The 14,434-nt window shown below is 68.2% G+C and carries 11 protein-coding genes and 4 pseudogenes; 7 read left to right on the top strand and 8 right to left on the bottom strand.

All coding sequences use genetic code 11. From position 1 onward, the window contains the following. Positions 1 to 46 precede the first annotated feature (46 nt). The 3 genes and pseudogenes from OR16_RS41745 to cobC all read left to right on the top strand — a co-directional run bounded on the left by OR16_RS41745 (position 47) and on the right by cobC (position 2,361). A pseudogene (locus OR16_RS41745) lies at positions 47 to 996 on the top strand (nicotinate-nucleotide--dimethylbenzimidazole phosphoribosyltransferase). A gap of 40 nt (positions 997 to 1,036) precedes the next feature. Beyond that, complete coding sequence (locus OR16_RS23710) at positions 1,037 to 1,801, top strand: adenosylcobinamide-GDP ribazoletransferase (RefSeq protein ID WP_043420842.1); 765 nt, start codon at positions 1,037 to 1,039, stop codon at positions 1,799 to 1,801. Continuing rightward, positions 1,786 to 2,361 (top strand): alpha-ribazole phosphatase, encoded by a 576-nt coding sequence (gene cobC / locus OR16_RS23705; protein WP_006160581.1) that lies wholly within the window; start codon positions 1,786 to 1,788, stop codon positions 2,359 to 2,361. Before OR16_RS23710 ends, cobC begins: the two co-directional genes overlap by 16 nt. Positions 2,362 to 2,372: 11 nt before the next feature. Here the strand turns inward: cobC and OR16_RS23700 are convergent, their stop codons facing one another. The 4 genes and pseudogenes from OR16_RS23700 to OR16_RS46245 form a co-directional block, all read right to left on the bottom strand. Next, entirely contained in the window at positions 2,373 to 3,281 is a 909-nt protein-coding gene (locus tag OR16_RS23700; RefSeq protein WP_006160579.1) for a cobalamin-binding protein, read from the bottom strand. Positions 3,282 to 3,302: 21 nt separating this feature from the next. Then, entirely contained in the window at positions 3,303 to 4,355 is a 1,053-nt protein-coding gene (gene cobD / locus OR16_RS23695) for a threonine-phosphate decarboxylase CobD (RefSeq protein ID WP_006160577.1), read from the bottom strand. Then, positions 4,352 to 5,359 carry an adenosylcobinamide-phosphate synthase CbiB gene (gene cbiB / locus OR16_RS23690; protein ID WP_006160575.1) on the bottom strand — a complete coding sequence of 336 codons (1,008 nt, stop codon included), beginning with the start codon at positions 5,357 to 5,359 and terminating at the stop codon, positions 4,352 to 4,354. Before cbiB ends, cobD begins: the two co-directional genes overlap by 4 nt. Beyond that, positions 5,359 to 5,472: pseudogene (locus OR16_RS46245) on the bottom strand (bifunctional adenosylcobinamide kinase/adenosylcobinamide-phosphate guanylyltransferase); the annotation flags it as partial. The gene cbiB and the pseudogene OR16_RS46245, both read right to left, overlap by 1 nt. A 301-nt stretch (positions 5,473 to 5,773) precedes the next feature. On the opposite strand from OR16_RS46245, the pseudogene OR16_RS23680 reads away from it, so the two are divergent. Both OR16_RS23680 and OR16_RS23675 read left to right on the top strand, forming a co-directional pair. Next, positions 5,774 to 7,224, top strand: a pseudogene (locus OR16_RS23680) (cobyric acid synthase). Positions 7,225 to 7,381: 157 nt separating this feature from the next. Then, positions 7,382 to 8,032, top strand: coding sequence for a ParA family protein (locus tag OR16_RS23675; RefSeq protein ID WP_006160572.1), 651 nt, complete (start codon positions 7,382 to 7,384; stop codon positions 8,030 to 8,032). Here the strand turns inward: OR16_RS23675 and OR16_RS23670 are convergent. Continuing rightward, a complete protein-coding gene (locus OR16_RS23670; RefSeq protein ID WP_043420840.1) occupies positions 8,013 to 8,564 on the bottom strand; it encodes a GNAT family N-acetyltransferase in 552 nt (183 codons plus the stop codon). The two genes, OR16_RS23675 and OR16_RS23670, sit on opposite strands and share 20 nt — an antisense overlap. Before the next feature lie 224 nt (positions 8,565 to 8,788). Between OR16_RS23670 and OR16_RS41740 the strand changes: the two are divergent. Further along, positions 8,789 to 9,961: pseudogene (locus tag OR16_RS41740) on the top strand (PepSY-associated TM helix domain-containing protein); the annotation flags it as partial. 203 nt (positions 9,962 to 10,164) lie between these two features. On the opposite strand, the gene panC reads toward OR16_RS41740, so the two are convergent. From panC to OR16_RS23645, 3 genes are all read right to left on the bottom strand, one after another. Continuing rightward, on the bottom strand, positions 10,165 to 11,013 hold the full coding sequence (gene panC, locus OR16_RS23655; RefSeq protein ID WP_006160569.1) for a pantoate--beta-alanine ligase: 849 nt from the start codon (positions 11,011 to 11,013) through the stop codon (positions 10,165 to 10,167). 137 nt (positions 11,014 to 11,150) lie between these two features. Beyond that, positions 11,151 to 12,032, bottom strand: coding sequence for a segregation and condensation protein A (locus OR16_RS23650; RefSeq protein WP_006160568.1), 882 nt, complete (start codon positions 12,030 to 12,032; stop codon positions 11,151 to 11,153). Positions 12,033 to 12,078: 46 nt separating this feature from the next. Next, a complete protein-coding gene (locus tag OR16_RS23645) occupies positions 12,079 to 12,267 on the bottom strand; it encodes a DUF3460 family protein (RefSeq protein ID WP_006160566.1) in 189 nt (62 codons plus the stop codon). A 243-nt stretch (positions 12,268 to 12,510) separates the two neighbouring features. Between OR16_RS23645 and OR16_RS23640 the strand changes: the two genes are divergently transcribed. Continuing rightward, a complete protein-coding gene (locus OR16_RS23640) occupies positions 12,511 to 14,367 on the top strand; it encodes an autotransporter assembly complex protein TamA (RefSeq protein ID WP_006160564.1) in 1,857 nt (618 codons plus the stop codon). The last annotated feature ends 67 nt before the right edge of the window (positions 14,368 to 14,434 follow it).

Raw genomic sequence — 14,434 nt, 5'->3', positions numbered from 1 at the left:
CGCACCAAGCAACCTCAAGAAACGTTAAGAAACTTCAAGAAACACCATGCAGTTACCCGCCATCGCCCCGCTCGACGCCGCCCTGCGCCCGGCCCTGCAAGCCGCCATCGATGCCAAGACCAAGCCGCTTGGCGCGCTCGGCCGGCTCGAAACCCTGGCCTTGCAGATCGGCCTGATCACCGGCAGCGGCACGCCTAGCCTCACGCGGCCCGCGGTGATCGTGTTCGCCGGCGACCACGGCGTGGCGGATGCCGGTGTGAGCGCCTATCCGGCCGAGGTCACTGCGCAGATGGTGCTCAACTTCCTGGCCGGGGGCGCGGCCATCAATGTGTTCTCGCGCCTGCACGGGCTGGCGCTGGAAGTGGTGGACGCGGGCGTGCGCGCGCCGCTGCCGTCCGCGCCCGGGCTGGTCAACTGCCGCATCGCCGCGGGCACGCGCAACTTCGCCATCGAGCGCGCCATGAGCGCGGAGCAGGTGCAGGCGGCGCTCACCGCCGGCATGGCGCGCGTGCTGCGCCACGCCCAGCAGGGCAGCAATGTGATCGGTTTTGGCGAGATGGGCATTGCCAATACCTCGTCGGCCGCTTGCCTGGTGAGCCGGCTTACCGGTACGCCCATCGACGATTGCATCGGCCGCGGCACCGGCCTGGACGACGCAGGCCTCGCGCGCAAGCGCGCGGTGCTGGCGCAGGCGCTGGCGCTGCATGCGGACGCGGTGGCGCCGCTCGAGGCTTTATCGCCTCGGCCGCGCTGCTGGTGGCGCAGCGCCTCGCGCCCGAGGTGCTGGAATACTGCGTGTTCTCGCATTGCTCGCACGAGCACGGCCACCGGCGTTTGCTGGAGCATTTCGGCGCCGAGCCGCTGCTGGCGCTGGACCTGCGCCTGGGCGAAGGCACCGGCGCCGCGCTGGCCTATCCGCTGGTCGCATCGGCCGCGGCCTTCCTGCGCGAGATGGCCACCTTTGGCGCGGCCGGCGTCAGCACCGCGTCGGCGTAGACCGCGGCACGCCTCTGCTACCTGGCCCAACGCACCCGCCATGCTCGATGAACTTCGCTACTTCCTGACCGCCGTCGGCTACTTCACGCGGGTGCCGGTGCCGCGTTGGGTTGGCTTTGCGCCGCACTACCTGAACGCGGCGGCGCGTTACTTTCCGCTGGTGGGGCTGCTGGTCGGCGCGCTGGGCGCGCTGGCCAGCGTGGGGGCGCTGCAGTGGTGGACACCGGGCGTGGCCTTGCTGCTGGGCATGGCCGTGACGCTGCTGGCCACCGGCGCTTTTCACGAGGACGGCCTGGCCGATTGCGTCGATGCCTTTGGCGGCGGCTACCGCCCCGAGGACGTGCTGCGCATCATGCACGACTCGCGCATCGGGGCATTCGGCGCCATTGCGCTGGTGGTGGCATTGCTGCTGAAGTGGCAGTTGCTGGTGGCGATTGCCGCGCGTAGCGGCATCGTGGAATTGCTGCTGGTGCTGGTGGCCGCGCATGCGGCCAGCCGCGCCATGGCCGTGAGCTATCTTGCCACGCTCGACTATGTGCGTGCCGAGGGCAAGGCCAAGCCGGTGGCGCAGCGGCTGTCCGGCATCGGGCTGGTGTTCACGCTGCTTTGCGGCGGCTTGCCGCTGTTGCTGGTGTCGCCGCTGTTTGCCGCTGTGGTGGTGGTGGCGCTGGTGGTGCTGCGTTTTCTGCTGGGGCGTTACTTCGTGCGCCGCATTGGCGGTTACACCGGCGATTGCCTCGGCATGGCGCAGCAACTGGCAGAACTGTTGATCTATCTTGTGGCGGCGGCATGGACCTGGTCCTGATCCGTCACGCCACGCCTGAGGTTGCACCGGGCCTTTGCTACGGCGCGCTTGACCTGCCGTTGGCACAACCGGTTTTGCCCGAGCCTGCTCGCATGTTGCTGGCGCTCGACGGCCTCGCGCCGCAGCGCATTGTTTGCAGCACGATGGCGCGGGCTCGCGCCACGGCCGATCTGCTGGCGCGGGATCTGGGAGTGGTGCCCGAAGCCGATGCCCGCCTGCGCGAGCTTGATTTTGGCCGTTGGGAAGGCCTGGCATGGGACGCCGTGCCGCGCGCCGAGCTGGATGCGTGGGCTGCGGATATGCTGCATGCGCGGCCTCATGGGGGCGAGACTGTGGCGCAGGCGATGGCGCGCGTGGTGGCTTGGGCCGATACCTTGCCGGCGGACGCGCCAGACCGGCTGTGGGTGGTCGCCCATGCTGGCCCGATGCGCATGCTGGCCGCGCACTGGCTTGGGGTGCCGCTGGCCACCACGCTGGGATGGGACCTGGGCTATGGCGCGAGTTGCCGGTTCACGCTAGGTGGTGCCATGCCGCGCTTGCGCTGGTGGAACCGGGCCTAGTCATTCCAATTCTATTGCGCCGGCCGTTTGCGCCGCGCGTTGTCCAGATCCTTGCACACGACTTCCGCGCCTTGGGCGATGCGTGGGCCTGCCCGGTTGACCAGGTCGCCGTCGATGGCGTAGAGATTGCCGCGCGCCACCGCAGTGACCTGTTTCCAGCGTTCCCACATGGCGAAGTCCGGCAGCGGCCGGTCGGAGCGGGTTGCGCCCATGCTGGCGGTCATCATGACTTCCGGGTTGCCGGCCACCACGGATTCCACCGAGACCGTCGGCACCAGCAGCGCCTCGTTGGCGAACAGGTTGCGGCCGCCGCATAGCGCAAGCACGTCGCTGATCAGGTGCTGGCCGCTGAGCGTCATCAGCGGTTGTTGCCAGACCTGGTAGAACACGGTCACCGGCGGGCGCGCCGCATAGGTCTGCCGCAGTTTGTCGATCTGCTGGCGGAAACCGGTGGCGGCGCTGTTGGCGGTGGGCTCGGTGCCGAGCAGCACGCCCATTCGCTCGATATTGCTGGGGATGCCTTCGAGCTTGCGCGGCTCGCTGTAGAACAGCGGGAGGCCGAGCGCGCGCAGGCGGTCGGTTTGCTTTTGCGCATTGCCGTGGCGCCACACCACGATCAGGTCGGGCTTGAGCGCGGCGATGCGTTCGAGATCCAGCGCCTTGTTGTCGCCGACCCGCGGGATGTCGCGGGCTTGCGGCGGATAGTCGCTGTAGCTTACGGTGCCAACGATGCGCGAGCCGCCGCCGGCGGCGTAGAGCATTTCGGTGACGTGTGGCGCGAGCGAGATCACGCGCCGCGCGGGCTGGTCCAGGGTGACGGTCTGGCCGGCGTCATCGACCACCGAAACGGCGGCGCCGGCATTGCCGCAAAGGCCGCTGCCCAGCAGCGTGGTGAGGGCCAGCAGGGCACGGGCGGTCATCGGGGTAGGCATCATCGCGGTTCAGTGGGAAAGGGGGCTTGTGTCGGCGTGCAGGGTTGCCAGCGCATGGGCCAGCGCCGCGTCGAGCCGTTGCCAGGCGGATTCCTGCGCTGGCGGCAAACCCAGGCGCAGGCTCGGCAAACCGCCAGGGATGCCCGCCGGCGCGTCGAACAGCCGCGTCCAGACGCCTTGGCGCGCGAGCGCTTCGTGCAGGCGCGCGGCATCGGCATGCGGCACCCAGCTGAACAGGGGGCGGCCCACGGGCGTCAGGCCGTGCTTGCGCAGCAGGGTCGCAAGCCGGATGCCGGCCTGCTGCAAACGGTCGCGCGTGGCGGCCTGCCAGGCGCGGTCGGCCAGGGCTATACGCGCCACCGCACGCGCCGGGCCGGCCACGGTCCAGTGGCCGAGTTGCTTGGCCAGTGCTGCCAGCAACGCGGGCTCGGCCAGCACAAAGCCGCAGCGCACGCCAGCCAGGCCGTAGAACTTGCCCAGCGAGCGCAGCACCACCAGGCCCGGGCGATCCGCCTGCGCGGCGAGCGAGCGCTCGGGCGTGCAATCCATGAAGGCTTCGTCGAGCAGCAGCGTGCCGCCGCGTGCGGCGAGATCCGCGTGCCATGTGCGCAGCGTGGCTTGCGCGAGCGTGCGCCCGGTCGGGTTATTCGGGTTCACCACCACCAGGTGGTCGAGCTGCGCGGCCAGGTGCGCACGGGCGAAATCCGTCTCCGCGAGGGGCACTACCTCGTGCCCCGCGCGCGCAAAGGCGGGTGCGTATTCGCTGTATCCCTGCACCGCCACGCCGACGCGCCCGGGCTTGAGCAATGGTGGCAAGGCGCGGATGGCGGCCTGCGAGCCGGCCACCGGCAGGGTGCGCGGCGCGCCGTAGGCTTGCGCGGCCAGTTCGGCCAGGCCGTCGTCATCTTGCGGCAGCCGCTGCCATGCGTCGGCGGGCAGGGCGGGCACGGGATAGCCGTCCGGGTTGATGCCGGTGGACAGGTCGAGCCAGTCCTCGACCGGACGGCCATGGCGGCGCACGGCGGCGAGCAGGTCGCCGCCGTGGCGGATCGGAGTACTCATGCGATGCCGTAGTGAAGCAGGGCGGCGCTGGCGCCGGCGGCAGCCAGCCATAGCCACAGCGTGCGTTGAACAAGGCGCAGGCAGGCGTGCACATCGGCCGCGCCGGGTGTGCGCCCCATGCCCAGCGGCGGGCGCTCTTCCCACTGCCCGTGATAGCGGGCGGGGCCGCCCAGCGCCACGCCGACGGCGCCCGCGCCGGCGGCCATGACCGGGCCCGCATTGGGACTGGACCATGCCGGCGCCTGCGCGCGCCAGCAGCGCAGCGCCTGGGCGGTGCGCCCGAGCAGCGCGTACGAGAGCGCGGTCAGGCGCGCGGGCGCCAGGTTGAGCACGTCGTCAAGCCGCGCGGCGGCCCAGCCGAAATACAGCAGGCGAGGGGTGCGGTAGCCCCACATGGCGTCCAGCGTGTTAGCCAGGCGATAGGCGATCACGGCCGGGGCGCCGCCCACCAGGAACCAGAACAAGGCGCCGAAGATAGCGTCGTTGCCGTTCTCCAGCGCGGACTCGCAAGCGGCGCGGGCCAGCGCTTCGGCATCCGCGTCGGCGGTGTCGCGCGAGACGATGCGTGCCGTGAGCTGGCGCGCCTCGGCAAGCTTGCCTTGCGCGAGCGCCGTGGCGATCGGCGCGATATGCTGGGCCAGGCTGCGCGCGCCCAGCGCCGCGTAGAGGGCCAGCGCCTGCAGCAGCCACGCCAGCACCGCGCTGATTTGCGCGGCGACGTGTACCAGCAGGGCGGCCAGCGCGGCCGGCACCAGCACCATCAGCACCCAGGCCGCCAGGCCGGTCAGCCGCTGGCGCAGCGGCGCGCCGCCACGGTTCAGGCGGCGCTCAAGCGCTGCCGCGATGTGGCCGAAACCCACCAGCGGATGCCAGCGGCGCGGCTCGCCCAGCCATTGGTCCAGCAACACGCCGGCCACGGCAGCGGCCACGCAGGCGGGCCAGGTGAATGCGGGAAACGGGGGGAACGGCCACCACAACTGGACCGACGACAGCGAAGGAAACATCACGCCGGGCCGGCGCCTTTCACGCTCACGGGAATGCCGGCCACCAGCAGGCGCACGCGATCCGCGGCGGCGGCCAGCTTCTGGTTCAGGCGGCCCAGCTCATCGACATAAAACCAGCACCAGCGTGAGCTGGCGCGCGCGGCCGGGACGGCAGCGGCGTGCGGCGCGGCCGCGGCCTGGGAAGAGCGCTCGCTGGCCGGCGCATGGCCGGATGCGCTGACGGGTTCGGTGGCGGTGGCGGAAGCGTTGGCCGGGGTCATCCGGGTATTGTAGCGGGCGCATCCATGGATCGCACGCTCGCGATGGCCCGCGCGCAGGGCTATCGCGGGGCGCCGATGCGATAATCCCACGATGCAAAAAAACTTCTCCGAAGCCGCCGGCGCGGCACTGCCGGGTGGCTTGCGCGGTACTTTGATGGTGCAGGGCACGACCTCCGACGCGGGCAAGAGCACGCTGGTGGCGGGCCTGTGCCGGGTGCTGGCGCGCGCCGGCGTGCGCGTGGTCCCGTTCAAGCCGCAGAACATGGCGCTCAACAGCGCGGTCACCGCGGACGGTGGCGAGATCGGGCGGGCCCAGGCCCTGCAGGCCGCCGCCGCGGGGCTGGCCCCGCATACCGATATGAACCCGGTGCTGCTCAAGCCCAGCAGCGATACCGGCGCGCAGATCATCATCCACGGCCAGGCGCGGCTGGACCTGGACGCGCGTGCCTATCACGCCTACAAGCCGGTAGCGATGCAGGCGGTGCTGGCCTCGCACCAGCGCCTGTCCAGCGCCTACGAGGTGGTCATGGTGGAAGGCGCCGGCAGCCCGGCGGAGATCAACCTGCGCGACCGCGACATCGCCAACATGGGCTTTGCCGAAGCGGTCGACTGCCCGGTAGTGCTGGTGGCCGACATCGACCGCGGCGGCGTGTTCGCCCACCTGGTGGGCACGCTCGATTGCCTGTCGGAATCGGAACGCGCGCGCATCAAGGGCTTCATCATCAACCGTTTCCGCGGCGATATCGCGCTGCTGCAGCCCGGGCTGGACTGGCTGGAGGCGCGCACCGGCAAGCCCGTGCGGGCGTGCTGCCCTACCTGCACGGCCTGCACCTGGATGCCGAGGACGCTATCATCGGCGCGCAGGGCGCCAAGCGGGGCGAACTGCTGCGCGTGATCGTGCCGGTGCTGCCGCGCATTTCCAATCACACGGATTTCGATGCGCTGCGCGCGCATCCGCAGGTGGACCTGCGCTTTATCGGCCCCGGCATGCCGATCCCGCCGGCCGACCTGATCGTGCTGCCGGGCAGCAAGAGCGTGCGCGCCGACCTGGCCTTCCTGCGCGCCAATGGCTGGGAGCCGGCCTTGCTGCGGCACTTGCGTTATGGCGGCAAGGTGATCGGCATTTGCGGCGGCATGCAGATGTTGGGCCGGCGCGTGGATGACCCGGCCGGCAACGAGGGCAAGGCGGGCAGCAGCGAAGGTTTTGGCCTGCTCGACTATGACACCGTGCTGGCGCCGCACAAGCAGTTGCGCGTGGTGAGCGGCCGGCTGCGGCTGGCGGGCGCCACCGAGGCCGCCGTGCAAGGCTACGAGATCCATATGGGCGTGACCACCGGCCCCGCGCTGGCGCGCCCGGCGCTATGGCTGGAAGGCGAGCGCCCGGATGGCGCGCAATCGGAGGACGGGCAGGTGCTGGCCTCCTACGTGCATGGCTTGTTCGACCAGCCGCAGGCTTGCGGCGCGCTGCTGCGCTGGGCCGGGCTGGCGCGGGCGGAGGGCGTCGACCTGGCCGCGCTGCGCGAGGCTTCGCTGGAGCGCCTGGCCGACACGCTCGTCGCGCACCTGGACATGGAGACCTTGCTGGCGCCCCTGCAGGCGTCATAGCAGGGTCAATCAGGGTCATAGCCAGCCCAGCCGCCCGCCGCGGCAACTGCTAAACTCGCAGGCGGGCCCGCTCCGCCAGAGTCCGGCAGCGACCAATGGCAGGGCCATGGCGGAACCCGGCGCGGCGCGGCCATGAAAAGCCATTGCGGAGACAACCATGCCCGTAGTTGTGATCGCCAATCCCAAGGGTGGCGTAGGCAAGACCACGCTGGCCACCAACCTGGCTGGCTATTTCGCCCGCGCCGGCCACGCCGTGATGCTGGGCGACACGGACCGGCAGCAATCCTCGCGAGCCTGGCTGGGTTTGCGCCCGGCCTCGGCGCCCGTCATCCGTACCTGGGACATCAGCGCCAACCAGATTGCGCGCCCGCCCAAAGGCACCACCCATGTGGTGCTGGATACCCCGGCCGGCCTGCATGGCTGGCGCTTCAACGATGTGATGAAACTGGCCCATCGCGTGGTGGTGCCGCTGCAGCCGTCCCTGTTCGATATCCTCGCCACCCAGGATTTCCTCACCCGGCTCGCCGACGACAAACGTGTGCGCCACGGGGAGGTGGAGGTGGGCGTGATCGGCATGCGGGTCGACCTGCGCACCCGCGCGGCCGAGCAGCTGCAGCGCTTTGTCGCGGGGCTGGGGCTGCCGGTGCTTGGCTTCCTGCGCGATACCCAAAACTACGTGCAGCTGGCCGCGCACGGCCTGACGCTATGGGATGTGGCACCGTCACGCGTGGCGCGGGACTGGGAGCAGTGGCAGCCGATCATCGGCTGGCTGGAGCAGCCGGCGCTGGCTAAACGGCCAGCCGCTTGAGCAGGGCGGCGACCGACGGCCAGCTCACCCGGCGCACCGCCACGATGAGATCTGCGCCGGGAAACTTGTCGTCGAACACCTCGCTTTCATTGCCGTCCAGGCGCCGGTAGAACTCGCGCGCCTGGGTGTTGCCGTCCAGCACATAGAGAAAGAGGGGCTGCCCGGGCCAGCCGCCGGCGGCACGCTGCGCGCAATGCGCGAAGAGGCGCTTGCCAAGCCCTAGCCCGTGCCATCCTGGCATCACATGCAGGTTGTCCAGATACACGCCATATTGCGGCTCGGCCTCGGGTTGCAGGCAGGCAAAGCCGGCCGGCGTGCCGTCTACGCGCGCGAGTGTGACTTCCAACTGCCCCTGCGCGCCATCCACCAGGCGAGCCTGCCAGGCTTGCGCGCGCTGCGCCGGTACTTCCCGCGCCAGGTAGTCCGCCGGCAGCAGGCCGCGGTAGGCATGGCGCCAGCTTCGCGTGTGCAGGTCGGCAATGAGCGCCGCATCGTGCGGGCCGGCAGGTAGCAAGTCGATCGTATGGATCATCTTCAAGGGGGAGTCTGGTGCCGGCAATGGGCGCGATCGATATTCTGCCGCAATCCAGGCGTGCCCCGCCACGGTCTCGCACCAGTCGCGCATTGGCGAGTCCCGCCTGTTAGAATCGCGAATCTTTCGCATTCTCATCTTGGTGTGTGGCGCATTCGTCCCACGCCGGCATGGGGTCCGAAAACACCAGCTTCCGCAACCCCCAAATCTGCTTCCCGCCTCCCATGGTCACCGGCCGCCTGCGCGTTGTTTTCGTCAAGATCCACCTGTACATCGGCCTGTGGCTGGGCTTGCTCTTTGTCATGCTGGGGCTGACCGGCACCGTCATCGCCTGGCGCGACGAACTGGATGCCCTGCTCAACCCGGCGTTGCTGACGGCGTCGGCCGAAGTATCCATGCCGGTTGCGCCGGCTACGGTGCAGGCGGTCACCGACCGCCTGCAGGCTGACCCGCACTATGGCCGCCCCACCTTGCTGATGCTGCCGTCCGCGCCACATGAGGTGTTTATCGCCTGGTACCCGCTCAAGGGCACGCCCAATGCCGGGCGCTCGCGCCAGGTGATGGTCGATCCCGCCACATTGACGGTCAAGGGCGAGCGGGTCTGGGGCGAGCCCGGCCTGTCGCGCCCGTTGCTGCTGCCTACCTTGTTCCAGTTGCACCACTACCTGCTCTCTGGCGAGACGGGCCGCACGATCCTGGGCATCACCGGGATGCTGTTACTGATCCTGGTGATCGGCGGGGTTGTGCTGTGGTGGCCCAAGCTCAAGCCGCGCGCGGTGCTCAATGCGTTTCGCGTCAGCCATGGCGGCTCGTGGTCGCGCTTTAATTATTCGCTGCATCGTACGGCTGGCATCTTTGCGGCGCCGGTGCTGGCAACGATGGCGTTCTCCGGCTGGTACCTGGATCTGCCCAAGTGGGTGACGCCGATCGTGGCCAGCGTGATGACCGTGTCGCCGCCCGGCAAGCCGGCGTCGGCAGCAGCGCCCGCGGGCACGCCGCTGCTAGGCGTGGCGCAGGCGGTGAGCACGGCGCAGGCGCTTCATCCTGCGGCGCTGGCGACGCGGGTCAGCTTTCCGCGTAAGGCGGGGGATCCGTTTGAGGTGCGGCTGCGCCAGCCTGGCGAGGTCCGCCAGGGCAGCGGGGCTACGCGGCTTTGGCTGGATGCCCATACCGGCAAGCGGCTCGGGGTTCGCGATCCGATGGATGCGCCGGCGGGGGATACGTTTCTTAACTGGATGTATCCGTTGCATACCGGGGAAGCGTTCGGATTGGCGGGGCGGGCGTTTATTTCGGTGTTCGGGGTGGTGCCGCTGATGTTTGCTGTTACCGGGGTTTTGATCTGGTGGAAGCGTAGGCCGGGGCATCGGCGGCATGTGGTGCGGACGATGGAGAGGGCTAAGGGGGTTAAGGCTGAGGTGGTGCGGGAGGAGGTGGTTGAGATACGGCCTTGGCACACCTTGACGGCTCGCTTCGCATCGCGCTTGGGTGATTTCCGCCTGGGGCGGGAATCACGGCTACGCCGAATCGTATTGGTGGCGCGGTGCGAGTTTGCTCACATGGGTGACATTTTTCGGCCTGGAGCGTCCAGGCCTCGGTCTCGTCAGATTTCCAGGTTGTCGATGAGTCGCGTCGCGCCTAGCTTTGCTGCGGTCAGGATGACCAGCGGTTCGCCGGCTACGTATTCTTCCCGGGTGGGGGCTTGCAGATCCACGCGCTTGCGGATGGCTATGTAGTCGGGTTGCCAGCCGCGGGCTTGCAGGGCGGCCTTGGCGCCGGCTTCGATGGCGGCCAGGTCCGCGCTGGCGCTGTTGGCGGCCAGGACGGTGTCGCGTACTTCGTGCAGTGTCTTGTAGAGGACCGGGGCTTCGGTGCGCTCGTCGGGCGTCAGGTAGCGGTTGCGCGAGGACAGGGCCAGGCCGTCTTCGGCGCGCACGGTTTCGGCGGGGATGATGTCGATCGGCAGCGCAAACTGGTGGACCATGCGGCGCACGATCATCAGTTGCTGGTAGTCCTTCTTGCCGAATACGGCCACGCGCGGCTGCGCGCACGACAGGAGCTTCATCACTACCGTGCACACGCCCTTGAAGAAGCCGGGACGGAACTCGCCTTCCAGGATGTCGCCCAGGTCATGCGGGGGCTCCACGCGGTATTCTTGCGGCTCCGGGTACATGTCGCGCTCGGTGGGCGCAAACAGCACATAGACGCCTTCCTTTTGCAGCTTCTCGATGTCGTCCTGCAGCGTGCGCGGGTATTTGTCGAAATCCTCATTGGGACCGAACTGCAGCCGGTTGACGAAGATCGACGCGACCACCGGGTCACCGTGCTGGCGCGCCAGGCGCATCAGCGACAGGTGGCCTTCGTGCAGGTTGCCCATGGTCGGCACGAACGCCGCCCGGTTCTGCCCGCGCAACTGGTCCCGCAACTCGTGAATGGAGGAGATGACTTTCATGAAGTTGGTGTGCTGGTCGTGGTAGGAATGCCCTGGCGCGGCGTGCGCCGGGAGGCCGGTCCGGTGCTCTATGTGGCGCCGATTGTCGGCGGATTGTAGAACATGTGGCCCGAGGTGGGCGGCGCTATCGGTGCGGCTTAGCTGGGAATGTACGCCAATCGCACATAAATCGGTGCGAAGGGTTCGGCCTGGGTGATCTCGACCAGGGCCTCGCGCGATAGCTCGAGCATCGCGATGAAGTTGACCACCACCACCGGCACGCCCTTGCCGGAACGCACCGCATCTTCGAAGAGCTCGCTGAACTCCATGAAGCGGGCATGCTGCAGGCGGCGCAGGATGTGGCTCATGTGCTCGCGCACGGACAATTCCTCGCGCGAGATCTTGTGGTGCTGGTTGAGCTTGGCGCGCTTGATCACGTCGGCCCAGGCCGCCTGCAGGTCCACGACTTCCACATCGGGGAAGCGCGGCGCAATGCTCTGCTCGATATAGACCTGCGAGTGCAGGAAATCGCGCCCGAGCTGCGGCACCTGGTCGATGCGCATGGCCGCCAGCTTCATCTGCTCGTACTCGAGCAGGCGGCGCACCAGTTCGGCGCGGGGATCGTCTTCTTCGTCGTCGCTGTCGGACTTTTTCACCGGCAGCAGCATGCGTGACTTGATCTCGATCAGCATGGCGGCCATCAGCAGGTACTCGGCGGCCAGCTCAAGATTGCTCTTGCGGATCTGCTCGATATACGTGAGGTACTGGCGCGTCACTTGCGCCATCGGGATATCGAGGACGTTGAAGTTCTGCTTGCGGATCAGGTAGAGCAACAGATCCAGCGGCCCTTCGAACGCTTCCAGGAAGATTTCCAGCGCATCCGGCGGGATGTACAGGTCCTGCGGCAGCTTGAACAGGGGCTCGCCGTACAGGCGCGCGAACGCCATGCCGTCGACGGCGGACGGCGTGGAGTCCTGCTCGGCCGTCACGCTCGGCAGCTCGATCGCCGGCTTCAGCTTGTCCTGCTCGCTCTGGTTCATCTAGGGGCGGGCGCTCGGGTGGGGCGGTGGGGCGGCGGGTAAGGCTTTAGTCCAGCGAGTAGACGTAAGGCTTTTGCGCCACGCGCGAGGCGTCGGCACGGGCACGTTCTTCGAGGTTGATCGGGCTCTTGTCCCACAGCAGGGCGCGGCCCTGGCGTTGTTCCGCTTCCAGGGAAGGGCGCTCGTCCTTGAGCGACTTCAGGAACTGGGTGATATCCGATTCGTAGGCAGCCATGGCGGGAAGCAGGGTGAAATTAACAAACAGCGGGGATTTTACCGTATCGGCGGGCCTGGTAACGGGATTGCGCGTGATTCCGCCGTTTCCATCCTGCGCCCCGGCCTTCGGCGATGGGCGTAGTGACGGTTGCGGCGGTCTTTTTCGCGGCGCCAGACAGGACGGCCGCGCGGGTGTGGTCAAATATCGACTTTGCGTGACGTGCATCTATCGATGAGGATGGACCCAGGGAACCCGTGCACCATGGCCGCCGGCCTTGCCGCCCCTGCCGGCGGACTGCTGGCAGCGCCGGCCGTGCTGCGCCGCCTGGTGCGCCCGTTGCTGGCAGCCTTGGCGCTATCCGCGGGGCCCGCTGCCGCCGCTTATAAAGTCGAGGTGGACGCACCCAAGCCGATCAAGGAAATCCTGCAGGACCACCTGGACCTGTCGCGCTACCGCACCCGCGACGATATTTCGCCCGACCAGTTCAACTACATGGTCGAGACCGTGGGCGAGCAGGTCCGCCAGTTCACTTCCACCGAAGGTTATTTCGATCCGCAGACCACCACCAAGGTGGATGGAAGCGGCGACGAACGCACCGTGCACGTCACGGTGGAACTGGGTGCGCGCACGGTGATTCGCGCCGTCGACGTCAGCGTGACCGGCCCGGCCGCCAGCCTGTCCCCAGAGCAGATCGCCGAAATCAAGGCCAAGTGGGACTTGCCGGTGGATGCGCCGTTTCGCCAGGCGGACTGGGACAAGGCCAAGGAAGACGCGTTGGTGGCGCTGCAGAGCCATACCTACTACGGCGCCCGCCTGACCGGCTCGCAAGCCCGCATCGAGCCGGATGAGCACGCGGCGGACCTGAGCGCGCGCTTTGCCAGCGGCCCGGCCTACAGCTTGGGGCCGCTGATGATCAGCGGGCTGCGGCGCTATCCCGAGCAGATCATCCGCAATGTCAATCCGTTGTACGAGGGCGAGCCGTACCGCGTGGAGCGCTTGCTGGAGTTCCAGCGCGCGATCCAGAACCAGCCGTACTTCTCCAATGTGCAGATCGACCTTGGCGAGCAGGAAACGACGGAGGACGGCAAGATCACCGACACCCATCCGGAGCGGGGCGCCGAGCCCAAGGTCGACATGCAGGCCGACAAGGTCACCGTGCCGGTGTACGTCCGGGTGCGGGAGTATCCCGTCAATCGGCTGTCGTCTGGCGTGGGCTATACCACCGATACCGGCGCCCAGGTCGAAGGCCGGTACTCTTACTACAACCTGTTCAACCGCGCCTGGGTGTTCGACTCGCAAGCGCGCATCGAGCAAAAGCGCCAGTACGCGTTCGGCGAGATCGCGATGCCGCCGGACAGCAAGACATACCGCAATAGTGCTTACGCCAGCTACGAGCGCACCATCGACCTCGAAAGCACCGACCTGACCAGCCTGCGCACCGGCCTGAAGCGGTCCCGCTCGCGCGAGAAGTACGACACCACCATCTCGGTCGACTATTACTACGACAACCTGCAGCCCTTCGGCGAGCCGAACCAGCTTAGCCGGGCGCTGGTGCCAGCCTTTGCCTGGACGCGGCGCGACGTGGACAACCCGGTGTTCCCGCGCCGCGGCAACGTCATCAGCACGCAGGTGGGCGTGGCCGCCAAGCACATGCTGAGCGACGAAACCTTCTTCCGCATGTATGGGCGTATCCGCCAGTACATGCCCGTGGGCAAGCGCGACCTGGTGGTGGCCAGGCTGGAGCTCGGCGCGGATATCACCAACGGCGACGTCACCAAGGTCCCCGCTTCGCTGCGTTTTCGGGCGGGCGGCACGGATTCGATCCGGGGCTACGGCTACCAGTCGATCGGTACCCGCAACGGCGCCAGCGTGCTGCCGGCCAAGTACCTCGGCACAGCGAGCCTGGAGTACCAGTACTGGTTCCTGCATGACTGGGGCGCCGCGATCTTCTGGGACGTGGGCACGGCCACCGACAACCTGACGGGCGTCAAGCTCTACAACGGCGTGGGCATCGGCGCGCGCTGGCGCAGCCCGGTCGGGCCGGTGCAGCTCGACGTGGGCTACGGCATCCAGGAAAAGCAGTTCCGCCCGCATATCTCGCTGGGAGTCGCGTTCTGATGATGGTTCTGACGACGATGCGGCCCGGCCGCCAGTACGGCGGCCTCTATCCACGCAGTCGCAGGGT

This window comes from Cupriavidus basilensis OR16, assembly GCF_000243095.1.
Lineage (GTDB): Bacteria > Pseudomonadota > Gammaproteobacteria > Burkholderiales > Burkholderiaceae > Cupriavidus > Cupriavidus basilensis_D.
The sequence above is the reverse complement of the archived record's forward strand: the minus strand, read 5'-3'. Positions and strand labels throughout refer to the sequence as shown.